At 72.8% G+C, this 21,728-nt stretch carries 18 protein-coding genes; 12 read left to right on the top strand and 6 right to left on the bottom strand.

The features are described from left to right. Positions 1 to 63: 63 nt before the first annotated feature. The 8 genes from dapE (at position 64) to AB0A95_RS24625 (ending at position 12,678) form a co-directional block, all read left to right on the top strand. Positions 64 to 1,137, top strand: a complete 1,074-nt coding sequence (dapE, locus tag AB0A95_RS24660) for a succinyl-diaminopimelate desuccinylase (RefSeq protein ID WP_357067852.1) — start codon at positions 64 to 66, stop codon at positions 1,135 to 1,137. A 432-nt stretch (positions 1,138 to 1,569) separates the two neighbouring features. Beyond that, positions 1,570 to 2,433 (top strand): TIGR00730 family Rossman fold protein, encoded by an 864-nt coding sequence (locus AB0A95_RS24655; protein ID WP_357558128.1) that lies wholly within the window; start codon positions 1,570 to 1,572, stop codon positions 2,431 to 2,433. After that, positions 2,433 to 2,978, top strand: coding sequence for a TIGR00730 family Rossman fold protein (locus AB0A95_RS24650; RefSeq protein ID WP_357558127.1), 546 nt, complete (start codon positions 2,433 to 2,435; stop codon positions 2,976 to 2,978). Before AB0A95_RS24655 ends, AB0A95_RS24650 begins: the two co-directional genes overlap by 1 nt. Positions 2,979 to 3,131: 153 nt before the next feature. After that, positions 3,132 to 6,662: an ATP-dependent DNA helicase gene (locus AB0A95_RS24645; protein ID WP_357558126.1), complete on the top strand. Its 3,531-nt coding sequence runs from the start codon at positions 3,132 to 3,134 to the stop codon at positions 6,660 to 6,662. A 9-nt stretch (positions 6,663 to 6,671) separates the two neighbouring features. Next, positions 6,672 to 10,097 (top strand): ATP-dependent DNA helicase, encoded by a 3,426-nt coding sequence (locus tag AB0A95_RS24640; RefSeq protein ID WP_357558125.1) that lies wholly within the window; start codon positions 6,672 to 6,674, stop codon positions 10,095 to 10,097. Positions 10,098 to 10,323: 226 nt separating this feature from the next. Next, positions 10,324 to 10,527, top strand: coding sequence for a cold-shock protein (locus tag AB0A95_RS24635; protein WP_007464836.1), 204 nt, complete (start codon positions 10,324 to 10,326; stop codon positions 10,525 to 10,527). Between the two features lie 222 nt (positions 10,528 to 10,749). Continuing rightward, complete coding sequence (locus tag AB0A95_RS24630; protein WP_357558124.1) at positions 10,750 to 12,063, top strand: DEAD/DEAH box helicase; 1,314 nt, start codon at positions 10,750 to 10,752, stop codon at positions 12,061 to 12,063. Between the two features lie 414 nt (positions 12,064 to 12,477). Further along, on the top strand, positions 12,478 to 12,678 hold the full coding sequence (locus AB0A95_RS24625) for a hypothetical protein (RefSeq protein WP_357558123.1): 201 nt from the start codon (positions 12,478 to 12,480) through the stop codon (positions 12,676 to 12,678). A 107-nt stretch (positions 12,679 to 12,785) separates the two neighbouring features. Here the strand turns inward: AB0A95_RS24625 and AB0A95_RS24620 are convergent, their stop codons facing one another. From AB0A95_RS24620 to AB0A95_RS24605, 4 genes are read right to left on the bottom strand one after another with little or no spacing between them, the layout of a single operon-like run. Next, positions 12,786 to 13,214 carry an Rrf2 family transcriptional regulator gene (locus AB0A95_RS24620; protein WP_357558122.1) on the bottom strand — a complete coding sequence of 143 codons (429 nt, stop codon included), beginning with the start codon at positions 13,212 to 13,214 and terminating at the stop codon, positions 12,786 to 12,788. Between the two features lie 3 nt (positions 13,215 to 13,217). Beyond that, complete coding sequence (locus AB0A95_RS24615; RefSeq protein ID WP_357558121.1) at positions 13,218 to 14,102, bottom strand: ABC transporter permease; 885 nt, start codon at positions 14,100 to 14,102, stop codon at positions 13,218 to 13,220. Next, entirely contained in the window at positions 14,092 to 14,871 is a 780-nt protein-coding gene (locus tag AB0A95_RS24610) for an ABC transporter ATP-binding protein (protein ID WP_357066585.1), read from the bottom strand. Before AB0A95_RS24610 ends, AB0A95_RS24615 begins: the two co-directional genes overlap by 11 nt. Further along, a complete protein-coding gene (locus tag AB0A95_RS24605) occupies positions 14,868 to 15,935 on the bottom strand; it encodes an ABC transporter substrate-binding protein (RefSeq protein WP_357558120.1) in 1,068 nt (355 codons plus the stop codon). Before AB0A95_RS24605 ends, AB0A95_RS24610 begins: the two co-directional genes overlap by 4 nt. A 141-nt stretch (positions 15,936 to 16,076) precedes the next feature. On the opposite strand from AB0A95_RS24605, the gene AB0A95_RS24600 reads away from it, so the two are divergent. From AB0A95_RS24600 to nudC, 4 genes are read left to right on the top strand one after another with little or no spacing between them, the layout of a single operon-like run. Beyond that, the gene (locus AB0A95_RS24600; protein WP_357558119.1) at positions 16,077 to 17,204 is read left to right on the top strand and encodes an LLM class flavin-dependent oxidoreductase; all 1,128 of its coding nucleotides are present in this window, start codon (positions 16,077 to 16,079) and stop codon (positions 17,202 to 17,204) included. Between the two features lie 10 nt (positions 17,205 to 17,214). Then, positions 17,215 to 18,525 carry a pitrilysin family protein gene (locus tag AB0A95_RS24595; RefSeq protein WP_357558118.1) on the top strand — a complete coding sequence of 437 codons (1,311 nt, stop codon included), beginning with the start codon at positions 17,215 to 17,217 and terminating at the stop codon, positions 18,523 to 18,525. Next, positions 18,522 to 19,865: a pitrilysin family protein gene (locus AB0A95_RS24590; RefSeq protein WP_357558117.1), complete on the top strand. Its 1,344-nt coding sequence runs from the start codon at positions 18,522 to 18,524 to the stop codon at positions 19,863 to 19,865. Before AB0A95_RS24595 ends, AB0A95_RS24590 begins: the two co-directional genes overlap by 4 nt. A gap of 22 nt (positions 19,866 to 19,887) precedes the next feature. Next, positions 19,888 to 20,847, top strand: coding sequence for an NAD(+) diphosphatase (gene nudC / locus AB0A95_RS24585; protein WP_357558116.1), 960 nt, complete (start codon positions 19,888 to 19,890; stop codon positions 20,845 to 20,847). Positions 20,848 to 20,976: 129 nt separating this feature from the next. Here nudC and AB0A95_RS24580 read toward each other — a convergent pair whose 3' ends face one another. Both AB0A95_RS24580 and AB0A95_RS24575 read right to left on the bottom strand, forming a co-directional pair. After that, positions 20,977 to 21,252, bottom strand: coding sequence for a hypothetical protein (locus tag AB0A95_RS24580; RefSeq protein ID WP_357558115.1), 276 nt, complete (start codon positions 21,250 to 21,252; stop codon positions 20,977 to 20,979). Between the two features lie 211 nt (positions 21,253 to 21,463). Continuing rightward, positions 21,464 to 21,703 carry a DUF397 domain-containing protein gene (locus AB0A95_RS24575; protein ID WP_357558114.1) on the bottom strand — a complete coding sequence of 80 codons (240 nt, stop codon included), beginning with the start codon at positions 21,701 to 21,703 and terminating at the stop codon, positions 21,464 to 21,466. Positions 21,704 to 21,728: the final 25 nt, after the last annotated feature.

Raw genomic sequence — 21,728 nt, 5'->3', positions numbered from 1 at the left:
TCGCGGCCGGGCCGGCCTCAGCTCACTCCTCGCGCGGACAGACCTGAAGGTACCGTGCGAACCATGGAGAACCCGCTGACCCCCGAGGTCCTCGCCGATCCGGTGCAGCTGACCCGCGCTCTGGTCGACATAGAGTCCGTATCCCTGAACGAGAAGGTGATCGCCGACTGTGTCGAGGAGGTGCTGCGGGGCGTACCGCACCTGACCACCCACCGACACGGCAACACCGTGATGGCGCGTACCGACCTCGGTCGGTCGCAGCGCGTCGTGTTGGCCGGGCACCTCGACACTGTGCCCCTGAACAACAACTTCCCGTCGACCATGCGCGGCGACCTGATGTACGGCTGCGGCACCTCCGACATGAAGTCCGGCACCGCGTACGCGCTGCACCTGGCGGTCACGCTGCCCGAACCGCGCTACGACGTGACGTACTTCTTCTACGAGGCCGAGGAGATCGAGTCGCGGTACAACGGGCTCAACCTGGTGGGCCAGGCGTACCCGGAGTGGCTGGAGGCGGACTTCGCGGTGCTGCTGGAGCCGACGTACGGCATCGTCGAGGCGGGCTGTCAGGGCACCATGCGGGCCATCGTGACGACCACTGGTGAGCGGGCGCACGCGGCGCGCTCCTGGCACGGCGTGAACGCCATCCACGCCGCCACCGAGGTGCTGCGGCGTCTCCAGACGTACGAGGCACGCCGGGTCACCATCGAGGGCTGCGACTACCGCGAGGGCATGAACGCGGTACGGATCATCGGCGGGGTCGCCGGCAACGTGATCCCCGACCGGTGCGAGATCGAGGTCAACTACCGGTACGCGCCGGATCGCGACCCGGCGGCCGCGGAGGCGCACCTGCGGGAGGTGTTCGCCGGCTTCGACCTGGCGGTGACCGACGCGATGGCCGGTGCGGCCCCGGGGCTACAGGCGGCTCCGGCGCAGGAGTTCCTGGCGGCGGTGGGCGCGGCGCCGATCGGCAAGCTGGGCTGGACGGACGTGGCCCGGTTCGCGGCCATGGGCATCCCCGCGCTGAACTTCGGCCCGGGCGACCCCAACCTCGCCCACCACAAGGACGAGCACGTCGAGATCAGCAAGATCCGCGACGGCGCGGCAACCCTGCACCGCTGGCTGGCCCCAGCCTGACTCTGGCCAGCGGGCGTCGCGCTCGGCCCGGTCGGGATTGCGGCCGGGCCGGGGTTGCGCTCGGCCCGGTCCGGAGTTGCGCCGGTGATCAAGAGGTTTGCGTCAGCCGGGCCCGTTGTCGGCGACGTGAACCTCTTGATCAGCTCCTGAGGGGGCGGAGGCTGCGGGGGAGACGAGGGCGGGGTCCTGTGCTCTGCTGCGGCGGCGTTCAGCCACCACGTCTCGGATCCGTCGCTGCATCTGGCGACGGATCCGGATCATCTCGCTGTTACTGATCACGCTGTCTCCTCCCCCGAAGGCGCGCGCCGGGCATACCCGGTATGTGAATAGTAAGACGTACGGGGAAGCGAAATAGTTGCCCATGATCCTGAACTATTTCTCGGCGTCCCCGCCCCGCACACCTGCGCGGTGCCGCTCCACTACGGTTGCCCCATGAGCCAGAGCAACGGGCGGGAGGCCGGTCGCGGTCCAGGGCAGGAGCGACACCGGGGCGCGGTCACGCTGCGCCGGGGGTCGATCCCGAGCAGCACCGCCGACCAACGGTTGCTGGATTCGAGTGGGCGGGGCGACTGGAAGACCAAGGACGCCTGGCGCGCGCTGCGCATCCTCTCCGAGTTCGTCGAGGGTTTCGACACCCTCGCCGACCTGCCGCCAGCGGTCAGCGTGTTCGGCTCCGCACGCAGCGGCCCGGACAGCACCGAGTGCCGGCTGGCCGAGCAACTGGGCGGCGCGCTCGCCCGGGCCGGCTACGCGGTGATCACCGGGGGCGGGCCAGGGGTGATGGAGGCCGCCAACCGCGGCGCCAGTGAGGCAGGTGGGCTCTCCGTCGGGCTCGGCATCGAGCTTCCGTTCGAGCAGGGCCTCAACGAGTGGGTCGATCTGGCCATCGACTTCCGCTACTTCTTCGCCCGCAAGACGATGTTCGTCAAGTACGCGCAGGCGTTCGTCGTGCTGCCCGGTGGGTTCGGCACCATGGACGAGCTGTTCGAGGCGCTCACCCTGGTGCAGACCGGCAAGGTCACCCGGTTCCCGGTGGTGCTGATGGGTGTCGCCTACTGGCAGGGCCTGCTCGACTGGATGCGCGACACGATGGCCGCCGACGGCAAGATCGGGCCGGTCGACCTGGACCTGATCTGTCTCACCGACGACGTCGACGCCGCGGTTCGGTACATCGTCGAGGCGGAGGCCGCACTCTCCGTGGAGCAGGAGGCGGTCCGCGACGAGGCCGTCGCGCGTACCGGTGCGGACCGGCAGGCCGCCGCCGCGCAGGCCGCCGACCAGCCCCGGGACAACTGATGGCCGCGATCTGCGTCTTCTGCGCCTCCTCCCGCACCCTGGACCAGCGCTGGTTGGACCTGGCCACCGAGACCGGTGTGGAGCTGGCCCGACGCGGTCACACGCTGGTCAGCGGCGGCGGCTGCGTCGGCATGATGGGCGCGCTGGCGGACGGCGCCCGCTCCGCCGGTGGGCGCACCCTGGGGGTGATCCCACAGTCGCTCGTCGATCTGGAGGTCGCCGACCTGGCCTCGGACGAGCTGCTGGTGACCGACTCGATGGCCAGCCGGAAGACCCTGATGATCGACAAGTCGGACGCGTTCCTCACGCTGCCCGGTGGGTTGGGCACCCTGGACGAGCTGTTCGAGGTCTGGACCACCGCGACCCTTGCCCTGCACACCAAGCCGATGGTGCTGATCGACACCGACGGCTTCTACCGCCCCCTGCTGGACTGGCTGGACGGGTTGGCCGACCAGACCTTCCTCAAGACCGCCGGCCGCAACCTCCTGACGGTGACCACCACAGTCCCCGAAGCCCTAAACGCCCTAGATTCCCACCTGACCTAACCCGCCCCACCCGCCCCGCCCCGACTGCGGTGATCATGGATTTATCGGCGCCGTTATCGGCGTGTCGCGCCAATGACTTCATGATCGACGGAGGTGGATGGGGTGGGGGTGGGGGATTGGGTGGGTGTCGTATGGGTCTGATGGGATGAGCTGATGCAGGCGTACCGGTTGGTGCGGCGGTCCGGGGGGCCGCCGCGGGGGGACGGGAACGCACCTGCCGAGGCTTCCGTGCTCGCTGGCGGCGGCACGTCCGGGGGCGGTGGCGTCGAGTCGCACGGGCCCGGGCGCGAAGGCGCACCCGGGCTGACGGCCGGCGGCACCGGTTGGCGGGTCGACGCGGTGCAGGCCGAGGTGGTCGGGCACACCGACGGGCCGATGCTCGTGCTCGGCGGGCCGGGCACCGGCAAGACCAGCACCCTGGTCGAGGCGGTCGCCGCCCGGGTGACCGAGGGGGTCGACCCGGAACGGATCCTGGTGCTGACCTTCGGCCGTCGCGGGGCCACCGCCCTGCGCCAGCGCATCGAGGCCCGGGTCGCACAGGACGGGCACCGGGTGCTGCGCGAGCCGCTGGTGCGCACCTTCCCGGCGTACGCGTTCGGGTTGCTGCGCCGCGCCGCCGCCGAGCGGGGCGAGCCGTCGCCCCGGCTGCTGACCGGCCCCGAGCAGGATCTGATCATCCGCGAGCTGTTGGACGTGGTGGGCGAGGAGCCCGAGGACGACCCGGTCGGTTGGCCGACCGACCTGCGCCCGGCCCTGCGGACGCGGGCCTTCGCCGGCCAGCTGCGTGACCTGCTCATGCGCGCCGCCGAGCGCGGCGTGGGCCCTGTCGAGTTGGCCCGGCTGGGTGAGAAGCTCGGCCGCGCCGACTGGCCGGCCGCCGCCCGCTTCCTGCGGGAGTACGTCGCCGTGCTCGCGCTGCGCGACGTCAGCAACCGGGGCTCCATCGCGTACGACCCGGCGGAGCTGGTCCGGGCGGCCACCGGGCTGCTGCGCGACGACGAGGAGTTGCTGGCCGCCGAACGCCGTCGGCTCGCCCACGTGTACATCGACGAGTTGGCCGACACCGACCCCGCCCAGCTGGAGTTGCTCTCGGTGATCGCGGGCGGAGGCAAGTCGCTCGTCGCGTTCGCCGACCCGGACTCCTCCACGTACGCCTTCCGGGGCGCCGACCCGGCCGGGGTGACCACGTTCGCGCACCGCTTCCGGACCGCGTCCGGCGCACCGGCCGCGCAGGTGCTGCTGACCACGTCGTACCGGGCCGGGCCGGGGCTGCTCGCGGCGATCGCCCGGCTGGGCCGTCGGCTGCGCGGGCCGGCCGCGCACCGTCGGCTGCACCCACTGCCGGACGCGCCGCCCGGGACGGTCGAGGTGCACACGTTCCGCTCGACGACAAGTGAGGCCGCCTGGTTGGCCCACGCGCTGCGCTCGGCCCACCTGCTCGACGGCGTGCCCTGGTCGCGGATGGCGGTGCTGGTGCGGTCCGCCGCCCTGCAACTGCCCACTCTGCGACGGGCGCTGCACGCTGCCGGCGTACCGACAGTGGTGCACGGCGAGGACCTGCCCCTGCACCTGCAACCGGCGGTCGCGCCGCTGCTGCTCCTGCTGCGGTGTGCACTGGAGCCGGAGAAGCTGGACGAGGAGTCGGCGGTCGCGCTGCTGCACTCGCCGCTGGGCGGGGCGGACCCGCTGGCCGAGCGGCGGCTGCGGCAGGGCCTGCGTGCCCTCGCGCTGGCTGGCGGTGACCGACGCCCGTCGGGTGAGCTGATCGTCGAGGCCCTGCGCGACCCGGAGGAACTTGCCGACATCGAGCGCCGCTGGGCCGAGCCGGCGCAGGCGGTGGCCGGTCTGCTGGCCATTGCCCGGGAGGCCGCCGCCCGGCCGGGCTCGACCGCCGAGGACGTGCTCTGGGCCGTGTGGAGTGCCAGCGGTCTCGCCGAGCGCTGGGCGGGTGCGATCAACCAGGGGCGGCCGGCGGCCGGCGAGGGGGACCTGGCCCGGCGGCGGCGGGCCGAGGCGGCCGACCGCGACCTCGACGCCGTGCTCGTGCTCTTCGATGCGGCCGCCCGGTTCACCGACCGGCTGCCCGGCGCCCGCACCGAGGTCTTCCTCGACCACGTCCTCGCCCAGGATCTGCCGGCCGACACCATCGCGCCGACCGCCGACCGGGGTGCGGCGGTGCGTCTGCTCACCGCGCACGCCGCGAAGGGCCTGGAATGGGACCTGGTCGCGGTGGCCGGCGTGCAGGAGGGCAGCTGGCCGGACCTGCGACTGCGGGGCAGCCTGCTCGGCTCCGAGCGGCTGGTCGACGTGCTGGCTGGCCGGTCCGTCGACGGTGCCACCAGGGCGAACGTGGTGGGGCAGACCTCGGCGTTGCTGGACGAGGAGCGCCGGCTCTTCCACGTCGCGATCAGCCGGGCCCGGCATCGGCTGCTGGTCAGCGCCGTGGCCTCGGCCGCCGTCGGCGGTGACGATCACGAGGAGCAACCGAGCCGGTTCCTGCACGAGCTGGGCCCGAGCACACCGCCGCCGACCCCGCCGAGTACGCCGCCGACAGCGCCCGGCCCACCGCCCGGCCCCCGCGCCGAGCCGTCCTCCGGCGGCACCGGGGGCGCTGCGGTGGGCGGGACCGGCGATGACGGCGAGCCGGACCGTCCCGGCGCACTGCCGGTGACCCGTCCGCCTCGGGCGCTCACCCTGCCGGCGTTGGTGGCCGAGTTGCGTACCGCCATCACCGACCCGGCCGCTCCGGCGGCCCGGCGGCGCGCGGCCGCGGCCGAACTGGCCCGGCTCGCCGCCGCCGGAGTGCCCGGTGCGCACCCGGACGACTGGTGGGGGTTGCGCGCGCTCTCCGATGACCGGCCGCTGGTCGACGACGGGGACCCGGTGCGGGTCACCCCGTCGGCCATGGAGAGCGCACTGCGGTGCAGCCTGCGGTGGTTGCTGGAACGGCACGGCGGCAGCGGCCCGACCAGCACGGCGCAGGGGGTGGGCAACCTGGTGCACGCCGCCGCGATGCTCGCCGAGGACGCCAGCGCCGACCGGGGTGCGCTGCTCGACTACGTGGCCGCCCGGTTCGACGCCATCGAGCTGGCGGCCCGGTGGATGGCCGGGCCAGAACGGGACCGCGCCGAGGCGATGGTGGACAAGCTGCTGCGCTGGCTGGCCACCAACCCGCGTCGGTTGCTCGCCATCGAGCACGAGTTCGCGGTCCGCCTGGACGATCCGAACCGTCCCGTCGACCTGATCGGCCGGGTCGACCGACTGGAGGTCGACGAGGCCGGCCGGCTTGTGGTGATCGACCTGAAGACCGGCAAGTCCACGGCGGTCACCGGCAGCGAGCTGGCCGAGCATCCGCAGCTCGGCGCGTACCAGGCGGCGGTGGAGGCGGGGGCGTTCGCCGAGTTCGGCGAGGAGTCCGGCGGTGCGGCGTTGGTGCAGCTCGGCACCTCCGCGAAGGATGCCCGGGAACAGAACCAGCCGGCGGCAGGGGAGGGCCCGGCGGCCGGCTGGGCGACCGCGCTGGTCCGGCGGACCGCCGATACGATGGCAGCCGCCACGTTCGCCGCGGTGGCCAACTCGAAGTGCCGGGTCTGCCCGGTCCGCACCAGCTGCCCGGTCTCCGGGCAGGGGCGTCAGGTCGTCGAGCCGCCGACCGTCCGGCGCACCAGTGAGGGTGAGGAGTGAGAAGGCACAGTGAGCCAGCCCACCCTGTTCGGCGCGGGTCCCACGCCGACGCCCCGGCTGGCGGACTCCGGCCCCCGGTACACGCCCGTGGAGCTGGCCAAGCTGCTGCGGTTGCCGGCGCCCACCCGGGAGCAGGCCGCGATCATCGCCGCCCCGGTGCAGCCGCTGCTGGTGGTCGCGGGAGCCGGGTCGGGCAAGACCGAGACGATGGCCGCCCGGGTGGTCTGGCTGGTGGCCAACTCGTACGTGCGCCCGGAGCAGATCCTCGGGCTGACCTTCACCCGTAAGGCGGCCGGCGAGTTGGCCCACCGGGTCCGTACCCGGCTCGACCAGCTGATCCGCCGACTCGGCCGGCAGGGTCGGGACCCGCTGGACGACCCGCTCGCCGGTGAGCCCACAGTTTCCACGTACCACTCCTACGCGGGGCGGATCGTCACCGAGCACGGGCTGCGGTCCGGCTACGAGCCGTCGACCCGGCTGCTCACCGAGGCGTCCCGCTGGCAGCTGGTCGACCTGCTGGTACGCAACTACGACGGCGACATGTCCGAGGTGGACCGGATGCCGAGCACCATCACCGACGCGGTGCTGGCACTCGCCGGTGAGCTGGACGAGCACCTGGTCGCGCCGGACCAGCTGGCGGCCTGGACCGGCCGGTTCTTCGCCGAGGTGCAGTCCCGGCCGGGTCGGGTGTACGCCGACGTGCGCAAGGCGCTCACCCTCCAGCAGACCCGGCTGCGCCTGCTGCCGCTGGTGCGGGCGTATGCCCGGCGCAAGGAGGACTTCGAGGCGATGGACTTCGCCGACCAGCTCGCGCGGGCGGCCCGGGTGGCCCGCGATCACCCGGGGGTCGGCGAGATCGAGCGGGACCGCTTCCGGGCGGTGCTGCTCGACGAGTACCAGGACACCAGCCACGCCCAGGTGGTGCTGCTCAACGCCCTGTTCGGTGGTGGGCACCCGGTGACCGCGGTGGGCGACCCGTGCCAGTCGATCTACGGCTGGCGGGGTGCCAGCGCCGGCACCCTGGACCGGTTCCCCACCGAGTTCGCCCGCGCCGACGGTGAGCCCGCCCCGGCACTGGGCCTCACCACGAGCTGGCGCAACCGTCCGGAGATCCTCCGGGTGGCGAACGCGCTGTCGACTCCGTTGCGGGCGGCCGGCGCCCGGGTGCCGGAGCTGCGCTCGGCGCTGACCGTCCGGGACCCGATCCCGCACCGCAGCCCCGGCGGTGCGGCCGGCGGCACCGTGCACTGCGCGCTGCTGCCCACGTACGCCGACGAGGCGGACTGGATCGCCGGCAGTGTGCTGGCCGCCTGGCGTGGGGCGGCCCGGATGCCCGGCGCGGCCCCCGAGCACATCCCGGTGGCGCAGCGCCCGACCACCGCCGTGCTGGTCCGGGTCCGCAGTCAGATTCCGGCGATCGAGTCGGCGCTGCGCGAGCGCGGCCTCCCGGTGGAGGTGGTGGGGCTCGGCGGCCTGTTGGACACCCCCGAGGTACGCGACGTGGTCTGCACGCTGCGCGTGCTGGCCGACCCGACCGACGGGGCGGCGCTGCTGCGGTTGCTCACCGGCGCCCGTTGGCGGATCGGCCCGCGTGACCTGGTGGCGTTGCACCGGCGGGCCCGAGCCATCGCCAACGCCCGCCGTCAGGTGGCCGCCGACGAGGCCGCGGAGATCAGCCCCGACCTGCTGGACGAGGCGACCCTGGTGGAGGCGTTGGCCGATCTCGGCCCGGCACAGGCGTACTCGGCGGAGGGTTTCGCGCGGCTGCGCGCGTACGGCACGGAGTTGGCGCTGTTGCGTTACCGCCTGGACCAGGCGCTGCCGGACCTGATCGCGGACATCGAGCGGACGATCGGCCTGGACGTGGAGGTCGCGGTGCGGGCCGGCCGTGACGGCGCCGGCGACGCCGGCCTGGCCCGGGGTCACCTGGACGCCCTCGGCGACGTGGCGGCCCGCTTCAGCGGGGAGACGCCGGGCGCGACGCTGTCCGGGTTCCTGTCCTACCTGGCCGCCGCCGAGGACGAGGAGCGCGGTCTGGCGCCGGGCGAGGTCGAGGTGGTGGAGGGCGCGGTGCAGGTGGTCACCGCGCACGCCGCCAAGGGCCTGGAGTGGGACGTGGTGTCGGTGGCCGGACTGTGCCGGGCGTCGTGGCCGGGGCCGGTCCGTAACTCCGATCACTGGTTGGGCGGGCTGGGGGTGCTGCCGTTCCCGCTGCGGGGCGACGCCGACGGGTTGCCCGAGTTGGCGCTCGACGAGGCCGGCGACCAGCGGGCCGTGGCGCGGGCGGTGAACGACTTCACCGACGCCTGGCGGGCACACGACGAGCGGGAGGAACGCCGGCTGACGTACGTGGCGGTCACCCGGCCGCGCCGACTGCTGCTCTGCTCCGGCTACTGGTGGGGCGAGGGCACGAAGCGGCCGCGCGGTCCGTCGGTCTTCCTGCGTGAGGTGTACGACGCCTGCCTCGACGGCGGGCCGGGGCACCTGGTCGACGCGTGGGCGCCGGAGCCCACCCCGGACGCCACCAACCCCACGGCCGAGGTGGTGCTCCGCGCGGAGTGGCCGGCAGATCCACTGGGCGGCCGTCGACCGGCGTTGGCCGAGGCGGCTGGGCTGGTGCGCCGCCTGATGACCGACGGCCCGAGCGCGGCACTCCCCGGGCCGGTCGGGCCGGTGCTTCCCGGGCCGGCCGCGCCGGAGGTCGAGGCGGTCGGGCCGGCCGCGCCGGAGGTGGATCCGGAGGTGGCGCGCTGGCAGCGCGAGGCGGATCTGTTGCTGGCCGAGCGGGCCGAGCTGACCCGGCTCTCCGGTGCCGTCGAGGTGGCCCTGCCCGGGCAGCTGAGTGTCACCCAGCTGGTGGCGTTGCGGCGCGACCCGGCGGCGCTGGCCCGTACGCTGCGCCGCCCGGTGCCGGCCGAGCCCAACCCGTACGCCCGCCGAGGCACCGCCTTCCACGCCTGGCTGGAGCAGCGTTTCGGCGCTGACCGCCTCCTGGACCTGGACGAGTTGCCCGGTGCGGCCGACGCGGATGCCGCGCCCGACGAGGCGCTTGTCGAGCTTCAGGAGCGGTTCCTGGCCAGCGAGTGGGCCGACCGGTCACCGGTGGAGGTGGAGGTGCCCTTCGCCACGGTGATCGGCGGCGTCGTGGTGCGGGGGCGGATGGACGCGGTGTTCGCCCGGCCGGGTGGTCGGTTCGACGTGGTCGACTGGAAGACCGGCGCGCAGCCCGTCGGGCCGGCGGCGGAGGTGGCCGCGGTGCAGTTGGCCGTGTACCGGTTGGCCTGGGCGGAGCTGGCCGGCGTGCCGGTGGACCGGGTGGGCGCGGCGTTCCACTACGTCCGGCACGGGGTGACGGTTCGGCCCGCCGACCTGCTGGATGTGACGGGGCTCACGGCCATGATCGCCCAGTTGCCCGAAGATTCTGCCCAAGGTTGACCGCTCACGGGAAAACCATGATACGTTGGCCGGGTTGCAGTTTTGGTTACCAGAGACTCTGTGTGCGCCTGGCGGGATTGTGGCCCCAGGCGCTCTTTGTTGTGTCCGGAGTTCTCCGGGCGGGGCGACCAGAAGCGACAGGCGATTCGCGCATCCCCGCGCGGAGCGCTCCTCTTCGGGCACGCAACACGTGCGTGTCCGACGTTCCGTCAAGGAGACGAAACACATGGCTATTGGCACCGTGAAGTGGTTCAACGCTGACAAGGGCTTCGGCTTCATCACCCCGGACGGCGGCGGCGCTGACGTCTTCGCCCACTTCTCGGCGATCCAGTCCTCCGGCTACCGGAGCCTGGACGAGAACCAGCGGGTCGAGTTCGAGGTGACCCAGGGCCAGAAGGGCCCGCAGGCGGAGAACATCCGCCCGCTCTGATCCTCGGATCGGTCAGCATTACCTGTCGCGCCCTCCGGGTGTGACGGTGACGGGACCGGCCCGCCTCGCCGCCGCCTGCACACGCGGGCGGCGGCCCGGCGGCGGGCCGGCCCGTACTCCAATCGGTTCGTGCTTGTGAGTCCCGGCTGCCCTGTGCCGCCGGTGACAGCGCCGACGTCGGCGCCCTCCCTCGACACGTGCCGCGTCGAGGAAGGCTTCCGCATGACCACAGTTATTCCTTCGTTCGCTCATACCGGTCTGGCGCCGGCGCTGCTCACCGCGCTGACCGCGCAGGGCATCACCGAGCCGTTCCCGATCCAGACGGCGACGCTGCCCGACTCGCTCGCCGGCCGGGACGTGCTGGGCCGTGGTCGCACCGGCTCCGGCAAGACCCTCGCCTTCGGGCTTCCGCTGCTGTCGCGCACCGCCGGCCGTAAGGCCCGCCCGGGTCGCCCGCTGGCCCTGGTGCTGGTGCCGACCCGTGAGTTGGCGCAGCAGGTCACCACCGCACTGTCCCCGTACGCCCGCGCTGTCGGGCTGCGCTGCGCCACAGTCGTCGGCGGGTTGTCGCTGCAACGGCAGGCGGACGCTCTGCGGGCCGGCGCCGAGGTGGTTGTCGCCACCCCCGGCCGGCTGCACGACCTGATCAACCGGGGCGACGCCCGGCTGGACCAGGTCGAGATCACCGTGCTGGACGAGGCCGACCAGATGGCCGACATGGGCTTCCTGCCGCAGGTCACCAAGCTGCTGGAGCAGGTCGCGCCGCAGGGGCAGCGGATGCTCTTCTCCGCCACCCTGGACGGCGGCGTGGACCGGCTGGTCCGCCGCTTCCTGAGCAAGCCGGTCACCCACTCGGTCGACCCGGGCACCGCCACTGTCACCGCCATGACCCACCACGTGCTGCACGTCGACGCCGTGGACAAGCCCGACGCCCTGACCCGGATCGCCGCCCGTGAGGGCCGCACCATCCTGTTCATGGGCACCAAGCACCGCGCCGACCGGCTCGCCCGGCAGTTGCTCTCCAAGGGTGTACGCGCGGCCGCGCTGCACGGTGGCAAGTCCCAGCCGCAGCGCACCCGCATCCTGGAGCAGTTCCGCAACGGCCAGGTGACCGCTCTGGTGGCCACCGACGTGGCGGCCCGGGGCATCCACGTCGACGGCCTGGACATGGTGGTCAACGTGGACCCGCCGACCGAGGCGAAGGATTACCTGCACCGGGGCGGCCGGACCGCTCGGGCCGGTGAGTCCGGTTCCGTGGTCACCCTGGTCCTGCCCGAGCAGCGTCGGGACGTGTCGCGGCTGATGGCGGTTGCCGGCATCCGACCCGAGTCGGTCCAGGTGCGCCCTGGTGACGGGTCGTTGGCCCGGGTGACCGGTGCGCGTGAGCCGTCGGGTGTGCCGGTGACCATCGTCGCTCCGCCGGCGCCCGCTGGCCGGGTCCGCACCGGTGGCGCAACGGTCGCCGACGGCGCCGCCCGTCCAGCCCACCGCGCGTCGGGTCGGTCACGTCGTCCGCGCCGCCCGCGTACCGTCTGATCTTTTGCGCTTCGACCGACCCGCCCCGCTTCGGCGTGGCGGGTCGGTCTGTTTGTCTGCGCTGCGTGGTGCGGCGGCAGACGCACGCGGGGCCGGGCCGGATGCGGGCGACGCGACCGACACCTCCGGACTGCCTTTGCTCTGCACCCGCATAGGCACCGGTCACGGACCGTAGCCGTCGCATCCGCGGGTGCAGAGCAAAGGCGGCGAGCGGGGGTTCGCGCTCCTCCTGGCCCGCGCCACACCGCTCATTCGGTTGGCCGACCATGCCGCTCGATCGGTCGGCCGGCCACAACGCTCAGTCGGTAATCAGCCTCGGCTGGGTCGGCTGGCCGATTGTGCCCCGGCTGTCCGTCGTCGAAGCTGGCCAGCGGGGGACGTCGGGCCGGGGGGCCCGACGCGGGAGGGGTGGCCATGGCGGGCGAAGTCGGCTCGGGCGCACTGCGCGAGCTGATCCTGGTGGTCGCGGTCGCGCTCGCCGGTCTGTTGCTCGCCATGGTTGCGGCCTTCGCGCCCTGGCACGCCACCCTGGCGGGCACCGCTCCCGCCGGTCTGGTGGAGCTGCACAGCCCCAACGACCCGAGCACCGGCCCGGTGGTCGCACACGTGGGCTGAGCGGTGACCGGCCGACCGGTGCCGGCGGAGGGGCAGGCCCGGTCAGGATCGGCACGAGATGTGGTCGGGCCGGCGGGGCGCCGACCCGACCACGTCGCCTCCGGCGCTCAGGTGGTGGGGGCGTGGTCCGTCGAGTGGCGGGTGAGCAGGTTGGCCAGGGTGGTGCTGTCGACCACAGTGGCGATCGCCCCGTGCACCGCCAGCCAGACGTCGGTCAACCCCGCGGCCACTCCGTGGTAGCCGGCGCGCTCGGCCGGCAGGCCGCGCACAGTGGTGAGCGAACCGCCGACCGCGCGCAACACGTCCCCGACGGTGATCTCGTCGGCTGGGCGGGTCAACTCGTACCCGCCGTCAGCGCCACGATGACTGTGCAGCAGACCCGCTCGGCGCAGATCGAGCAGGATGCCCTGGAGGAAGCTGAGCGGGATGTCCTGCACCTCGGCGAGGCTGGCCGCCTTGACCAGCTCGCCGCCGCCACCGGCGGCGACGGCGAGCATCGCCCGGAGCGCATAGTCGCTGCGCGCGGAGACGTACACCGTTCAGTTGCCCGCCTGGTCGAGCACGCCCCAGCGGCGCCGGATCGCCTTGTCCGCCGCGCCGAAGGCGGCGTCCACGCCGAGACCGAGCACCAGGATGACGATCATGGTGGAGAGCAGCCAGGGTGCGTCGGACAGCTCGCGAGAGTAGGTCAGTTGGGCACCGAGCGAGGTCTGCGAGATGCCGACCACGATCAACTCGCCGGCCATCAGGCTGCGCCAGGAGAACGCCCAGCCCTGCTTCAGACCGGCGACGATCGCCGGCAGGGCGGCCGGTGCGATGACGTACCGGTAGAGGTTGAGCCCACGGGCACCCAGGTTGCGACCGGCGCGCAACAGCAGCGGCGGCACATAGTCCACGCCGGAGATCACCCCGTTGGCGATGGACGGTGCGGCACCGAGCACCACCACGAAGAAGATCGCTTTCTCGCTCAGCTCGAACAGCAGGATGGCCAGCGGGAACCAGGCGATCGACGGCATGGTCTGCAACGCCGTGATCATCGAGCCGATGGCCGCCCGGAGCACCTTGGACCGGGCGACCGCGAGGCCCAGCAGCAGGCCGACGGCGACCGAGAAGACGTACCCGACGGCGGCCCGGCGCAACGTGGTGGCCAGGCCCTCCCAGAGCTGTGGGCCCTGGGCCTGGGTGACCAGCTCACGGCCGACCTCCAGCGGGCCGGGCAGCGAGTACGGCGGCTTCCAGCCCGACCAGACCACGAGCTGCCAGGCCAGGATGGCGATGGCCAGCGCCGCCAACTTGGGCCAGGTGGCGGCCCAGAAGCGGGCACCCCGGGAGACCTCCTTGTCCCGGCCGGCGATATCCAGCGCGTCCAGGCCGGAGATCTGCGCGTCGGTACGCGCCGAGTCGGTGAGGGTGTCACTGGCCATGGCGGCCCACCTCCGTACGGAGCCGCTCGGTGACCTCGGCGGCGATGGCGGCGACCTCGGGGGAGTCGATCCGCCGTGGGCGGGGGATGTCCACCTCGGCGGAGTAGATGATCCGGCCGGGGCGGCTGGAGAGCAGGATGATCCGGTCGGCCAGTCGGGCGGCCTCGCGGACGTTGTGCGTCACGAAGAGCACCGAGAGCTGGCGTTCGGACCAGATCCGTTCCAGCTCGTCGTGCAGGATGTCCCGGGTCATCGCGTCCAGTGCGCCGAACGGCTCGTCCATCAGCAGCACCGGGGTGTCCAGGGCCAGCGTGCGGGCCAGTGCGACCCGCTGGCGCATTCCGCCGGACAGCTCGTGCGGGCGCTTGCGGCCGAAGTCGCCCAGGTGCACAGTGCGCAGCAGCTCGGCCACCCGCTCGCGGCGTTCGGCCCGGGGCATCCCGCGTAGTTTGAGCGGCACCTCCACGTTGCCCTCGACGGTCAGCCAGGGAAACAGCGCCGGTTCCTGGAACATCAGCCCCGGGTTGGCGTCGCCGGCCAACCCGATCTGCCCGCCGCTGGGCCGGTCCAGCCCGGCGACCAGGTTGAGCAGAGTGCTCTTGCCGCAGCCGGACGCGCCGACCAGACAGACGAACTCGCCGGGCGCGACGTCCAGCGACACACCGTCGAGGGCCAGGACGGCGTTCGCGCCACGTCCGTACACCTTGGTCACGCCGGAGAGCGCGACAGCGGTGGTCGCGCTCTGCGGCGTCGTCGTGGTCGACGTCATGGCTGGACGACCTCGGGCTTGCCGGCCGCCTTGAGGGCCTTGTTGAGGTACGTCAGGTCGTACAGGCCCTTGAGGTCGACCGGGTCGGTCAGCTTGACCTCGACGGCGTGGTCGAGGCCCGCCTTCAGGGACGTGGGGATCGGGTCGTTGGTGAACTCCAACGTCGGCCACGCCTGCTTGATCAGCTTCAGGTCCAGCGGCTTGCCGGTGATCTGGCCGATCGCGTCGGAGATGGCCTGCTGGGCCTCCTCGGGCTTGCTGTTGACGAACTCGTTGGCGGCCACCTGGCCGTCGACCAGCTTCTGCACCACGTCCGGGTGTGCCTTGAGAAACTTCGTGCTGACCAGCAGGTTGGTGATGACGAACTTCTTGTCCGGCCACAGGTCGCGCTCGTCGACGAGCACCTTGCCGCCGGCGTTGACCAGGCGGGAGACGAACGGCTCGGGCACCCAGGCGCCGTCGATCGCGCCGCTGTTGAACGTCTCGACAGTCTGGGCGTTCTCCTGGGGCACGATCTTGACGTCGCCGCCACCCTCCTTGGTGGTGGTCAGACCCTGCTGCTTGAGCCAGTAGCGGACCGCCACGTCCTGGGTGTTGCCCAGCTGCGGGGTGGCGATCTTCTTGCCCTTCAGGTCCTGCGCGCCGGTGATGCCGGGCTTGACGACCAGGGCCACGCCGCCGGAGGCCGCGCCGGAGATGACACGGACGGCTTCGCCCTTGGACTTGGAGAAGGCGTTGACCGTCGGGTTCGGACCGATGTAGGTGGCGTCCAACGCGCCGGAGAAGATGGCCTCGATGGCGGCCGGGCCGGCGTTGAAGGTCTTCGGGTCGAGCTTGACGTCGGCGCCGAGCTTCTCGGCGAAGATGCCCTTCTGCACGCCGACGACCGCCGGCGCGTGGGTGATGTTGGGGAAGTAGCCGAGGCGCAGCGTCACCGGGCCACCGGAGGCGCCACCGGAGCCATCGCTGTCGTCTCCGCACGCGGCGGCGCTGCCCACGGTCGCCGCCCCGAGGGCGGCAAGGGTGGCCAGGGTGACCAACCGGCGCAAGGGGAGCCGTCTCATCGTCCATCCAATCCGCAGTATTCCTACTTAGTTGGTAGGAAGACTGGGCCAGGGCGGGGCCAGCGTCAAGGCTCATCCACATGCCGGGAAGGTGCGTCTCAGTCATGTCGGCATTTCCTACTGATTAGCTAGGGTAGGCGGGTGACCCGATCGATGACCTTCCACTGGTTCCTGCCCACCTCCGGAGACGGCGACCAGGTCGGTGCCGCCACCGTCACCGCGGGCGCCGCCCGGCACGACCGGGCCGCCACAGTGGCCTACCTGACCGAGGTCGGCCGGGCCGCCGAGACGCACGGCTTCTCCGCCGTCCTCACGCCGGTGGGCGCCGGCTGCCCCGACCCGTGGATCGTCTGCGCGGCGGTCGCCCAGCACACCGAGCGACTGGGCATGCTCGTCGCGGTCCGGGCCGGTTTCGCGCTGCCCACCCTGATCGCCCAGCAGGCCGAGGCGTTCCAGGCCGTCTCCGGTGGCCGGCTGTCGCTCAACATCGTGACCGGCGGCGACCCGACCGAGCAGCGGGCGTACGGCGACTTCCTCGGGCACGACGACCGCTACGCGCGTACCGGCGAGTTCATCGAGGTGCTCCGCCGCGCCTGGGCCGGACGGCCCTTCGACTACGCCGGGAGGCACTACCGGGTCGACGGCGGCGGCCTGGCCACCCCGCTCGCCCCGGCGCCGCCCGTCTACTTCGGCGGCGCCTCCCCGGCCGCCGAGACGGTGGCCGCCCGCCAGGCCGACGTGTACCTGATGTGGGGCGAACCGCCGACGTCGATCGCGGCCCGGGTCGCCCGGGTGCGGGCACTCGCCGCCGAACAGGGCCGCACCCTGCGCACGGGCCTGCGGCTGCACGTCATCGCCCGGTCCACCAGCGCCGAGGCGTGGGCGGAGGCGGACCGGCTGCTGGCCGGGATGAGCCCGGAGCGGATCGCCGCCGCCCAGGCCAGGTTCCGGCGGATGGACTCCGTCGGACAGGCCCGGATGACCGCGCTCAACGCCGGCCGCACCGACGGGCTCACCGTCGCACCGAACCTCTGGGCCGGCGTCGGCCTGGTCCGCGAGGGCGCCGGCACCGCGCTGGTGGGCAGCTACGCCGAGGTCGCGGCCCGGATCGACGAGTACGCGGCGCTCGGCGTCGACGAGTTCGTCCTCTCCGGCTGGCCGCACCGGGAGGAGGCCGAGCGGGTCGGCGCCGAGGTGCTGCCCCTCGTCGCAGCCCCGGTGGCGGCGGCTCCGTGGAGGTCGCGGGTGGCGGGGGTGCCGACACGCTAGGGTCGACTCCGTGGCTGCCCGGAGATCCAGAATTCCTGCGACGAAGTATCCGGTCGAGCGGTTCACCCTCGACAACGGCCTGCGGGTGGTGCTCACCCCTGATCGCAGCGCCCCGGTGATCGGGGTGGCGGTGCTCTACGACGTCGGCATCCGCTCGGAGCCGGAGGGACGCACCGGCTTCGCCCACCTCTTCGAGCACCTGATGTTCCAGGGCTCGGAAAATCTGGAGAAGCTGGCCCACTTCCGGCACGTGCAGGGGGCGGGTGGCACGTTCAACGGCTCCACCCACCTGGACTACACCGACTACTTCGAGACGCTGCCGAGCAACGCCCTGGAACGCGCGCTGTTCCTGGAGGCGGATCGGATGCGCGGCCCCCGCCTGACCGAGGAGAACCTGCGTAACCAGGTCGACGTGGTCAAGGAGGAGATCCGGGTCAACGTCCTCAACCGGCCGTACGGCAGTTTCCCCTGGCTGACCCTGCCGCCGGTCATGTTCGACACCTTCCCGAACGCGCACGACGGCTACGGCTCCTTCGACGATCTGGAGTCGGCGACGGTCGCCGACGCAGCGGACTTCTTCCGCCGCTACTACGCCAGCGGCAACGCCGTGCTGGCCGTCAGCGGCGACATCGACGTGGCGGAGGCGACCACGCTCGTCACCCGGCACTTCGGCGACGTGCCGGCCCGCCCGGCACCGCTTCGGCCCGACTTCACCGAGCCCGACCTGACCGCCGAGCGGCGCACCTCGTACACCGATGCCCTGGCGCCGCTGCCGGCGGTCGCCGGGGCCTGGCGGGTGCCCGACCCGGTCACCGACTTCGCCGGCTACCTGCCCTACGTGGTGCTGGCCGAGGTGCTCACCGACGGTGACGCGTCGCGGCTGGTCGAGCGGCTGGTGCAGCGTGACCCCACGGTGACCAGCCTCGGTGGATACCTCGGTTTCATGGGTGACCCGTTCGACGTCCGCGACCCCACCGCGTTGCTGTTGCAGGCGCACCTGCCGCCCGGGGGAGATGTGGACAAGGTGCTGCGCACCATCGACGAGGAGTTGGACCGGCTGGCCACCGACGGGCTGACCGACGGTGAGCTGGCCCGCACCCAGGCGCGGATGGCGACCCACCTGCTGCGCGACACCGACGCGGTACTCGGTCGGGCGCTGCGCATGGCCGTGTTCGAGCAGCAACGCGGTGAGCCGGGCCTGCTCAACGAGTTGCCCCGGCTGGTCGGCGAGGTCACCGAGGAGCAGGTCCGGGCCGCCGCGGCCACAGTGCGCCCGGAGCGCCGCGCCGCGATCGAGGTCATTGCCGGAGGCGCCCGATGACTACCACCACCGCTCCCGCCGGGCCGCGTACGCTGCCGCCGCTCGGGCCCACCCGCAAGCTCAAGGTGCCCAAGCAGGCCGAACGCACGCTGCCCAACGGCCTCACCGTGATCGCCGTACGCCGGCCCGCCGTGCCGCTCGTCGAGCTGCGGCTCTGGGTGCCGTTCGGCCGGGTCCACCTGGCCCGCGGCGCGATGCTGTCGCAGACCATGCTGTCCGGCACCGAGTCGATGACGAGCGTGCAGATCGCCGCCGAGTTGCAGAAGGTGGGCGGCGGGCTCTCCGCGGGCGTCGACCCGGACCGGCTGATGCTCTCCGGTGCCGGCCTGGTCACCGGCCTGGACCGGATGCTGGAGCTGTTGGCCGAGGTGCTGACCGGCGCCAGCTACCCCGGTGACGAGGTGGCCACCGAACGGGACCGACTCGTCGACCGGATCCAGGTGGCGCAGAGTCAACCGTCGCACCTGGCCCGGGAGGCACTGCTGAAGCGGGTCTACGGGCGGCACCCGTACGCGACGCAGACCCCGGAGCCCGACCAGATCCGTGCCGTCCGACCGGCGGCGCTGCGCAGCCTGCACGCCCAGCGGGTGCACCCGGCCGGGGCGCAGTTGGTGGTGGTCGGCGACGTGCAGCCGGAGAGGGCCCTGGACGCGGCCGAGCGGGCGCTCGGCGGCTGGGCCGGCGCCGGGCGCACCGCCGAGCTGCCGGCGATCCCGCCGCTGGAGCCGGGGCCGCTGCTGCTCGTCGACCGGCCGGGCTCGGTGCAGTCGTCGTTGCGGATCGCGCTTCCGGCGGTGTCCCGCACCGATCCGGACCACGCCCCGCTGCAACTGGCCAACCTGATCTTCGGTGGCTACTTCTCCTCCCGCTGGGTGGAGAACATCCGCGAGGACAAGGGCTACACGTACGGCCCGCACTCGGGCATCGAGCACTCCGTGGCCGGTTCGGTGCTCGTCGCCGCCGCCGACGTGGCCACCGAGGTCACCGGTCCGGCGTTGCTGGAGACGACGTACGAGCTGGGTCGGTTGGCGTCGCTGCCGCCGAAGCCCGAGGAGTTGGAGCAGGCCCGTCAGTACGCCCTGGGCACCCTCCAGCTCGGCATGTCCACCCAGGCCGGGTTGGCGGCGTTGACCAGCGCGTACGCGGGCAACGGGCTGCGTCTGGACTTCCTCGCCGAATACGCCGCGAGGCTGGCGAACGCGAGCATCGACGACGTCGCACGGGTGGCGGCCCGTTACCTGGCGCCGGCTCGGGCGGCGATCGTGGTGCTCGGTGACGCCGAGCGGGTCACCCCGGGGCTGGCCGCGCTGACCACGATCAACACCGAGCCGGCAGCGTGAGCGCGCGTAGCGGAGCGCTGGCGTGAGTGGGGAGGCGGCGCCACCGTTGGCCCGGTCCACACTGGATCGGGCGGCCCATCGCCGGGGTGACCCGCAGTGGTTGACCGAGGCGTGGCTGCGCGCCCGGGTGCTGCTGCTCGACTCGTCCGACGATGGTCGGACGCTGGCCCGCGCCGACACGTCACCTCCGGCGCTTGTGCTGTTCTCCTCGGCCGACGTGCCCACCGGCTCCGAGTCGACGGCGATGTTCCTCGGCGTCGAGCCGGACGGGGTGCCGGTCTTCGCGGTCGACGCGCCGCTGCCGCAATTGCCGGGGACTCGGACGGTCGACCTGCGCGAGGTGGGTCACCTGCTCGCCGACCGGGAGGCCGGCATCTTCACGACCGCGTTGGCGCTCGTCAACTGGCACACCCGGCACTGTTACTCGACGAGCACCGGGGCGCCGACCGCCATGGACGAGGCCGGTTGGTCCCGGGTGGACCGCAGCGGTGGGCGGATCTGGCCGCGTACCGATCCGGCGATGATCGTGCTGGTGCACGACGGCGTGGACGGTCCGGACGGGCGCTGCCTGCTCGGCAACAACGCCGGTTGGGCGGGCACCCCGGATGGGCGGCGTTACTCGTGTCTGGCCGGCTATGTCGAGCCGGGCGAGTCGGCGGAGGCGGCCGTGCTGCGCGAGGTCCGCGAGGAGGTGGGCGTCGGGGTCGACCGCATCGGGTACGTGGGCAGCCAGGCCTGGCCGTTCCCGGGCTCGCTGATGCTGGGCTTCCTGGCCACCGCGAACCCGGCCGATCCGGTGCGGGTCGACCCGTCGGAGATCGCGTACGCGCGGTGGTTCTCCCGCCGGGAGATCGGGGCGGCGCTGGCCGGCGAGACCGTCGACGTGGGCGACGGTGCCCGGCTGATCCTGCCACCACCGTCGTCGATCGCGTTGTTTCTCATCCACCGTTGGCTGGACGGTTGGGTGGACGGCGACCGGTGAGCACGGTCCCGGCCCGTGGCCGCCGTTGCCGCGGTGGTCACAGGCCGGGAACACGGGCCGTCGTGGTCGGCGGGTGCGAGTAACGCGGCGGGGGAGCCGGTCCGACCACGACGGACGTCCGGGGTGGTGTCAGGTGCCGGGGCGGCCCGGTCTGCTGCGGAAGGCGGGCCGGGGCTCGCTCAGCGGCAGGACCTTGACCCGTTGCTTGCCGGCGCGGACCGCGCCGACCGTGGCCAGGGCGCGGGCCAGCAGAAGTGCGGCGTCCCGGTCATCGGCATGCACGATCTGCCGTCGCGGCTCGGGCGCTGTCGTCTCGTCGCGGAGCAGGTGACCGTCCACCCAGGCGGCGGCGATGTCCCCGTCGGCGACGGAGCGGATGTCGGTGCGAACGATCAGGAACCGCATGAGGGTCTCCGGATGAACCGCGACGGATGAGCCAGTGTGGAAGTTCCACGTACTCGACGGCCATGTTACGCCGCGTGGTCGTCCCAGCAACGCAAACTCGCCTATCGGTCTTGAGCCTCGTCCGATCATCCGATGCCTGCTCAGCGGGCCTGCTCGCACAACGGGACGGGGCCGCCGGCAGGATGCCGACGGCCCCGTCCCGGTCACCGGGTCAGTTCAGATCGAACTGGCCACCCTTCGCTCCGGCGATGAAGCCGAGCCAGCCGGCCCGATTGAACAGCAGCACCGGGCCGCCTCGGTCCTTGCTGTCGCGCAGCGCGACAGCGGACGGGCCGGTGCCCAGTGGGGCGACCTCCACGCAGTTGGAGGTCTGGCTGCGTGTGCTGGTACGCCACGGGGCGTCCGCCAACGAGCGGACGGAGGCGGACGGCGTCGTGCGGATGTCGTTCATGACTCTGCTCCTGGTGTGAACCGAT

Source organism: Micromonospora sp. NPDC049230, assembly GCF_040647875.1.
GTDB lineage: Bacteria > Actinomycetota > Actinomycetes > Mycobacteriales > Micromonosporaceae > Micromonospora.
Note: the sequence above shows the minus strand (reverse complement) of the source record. Positions and strands in the feature narration are given on the sequence as shown.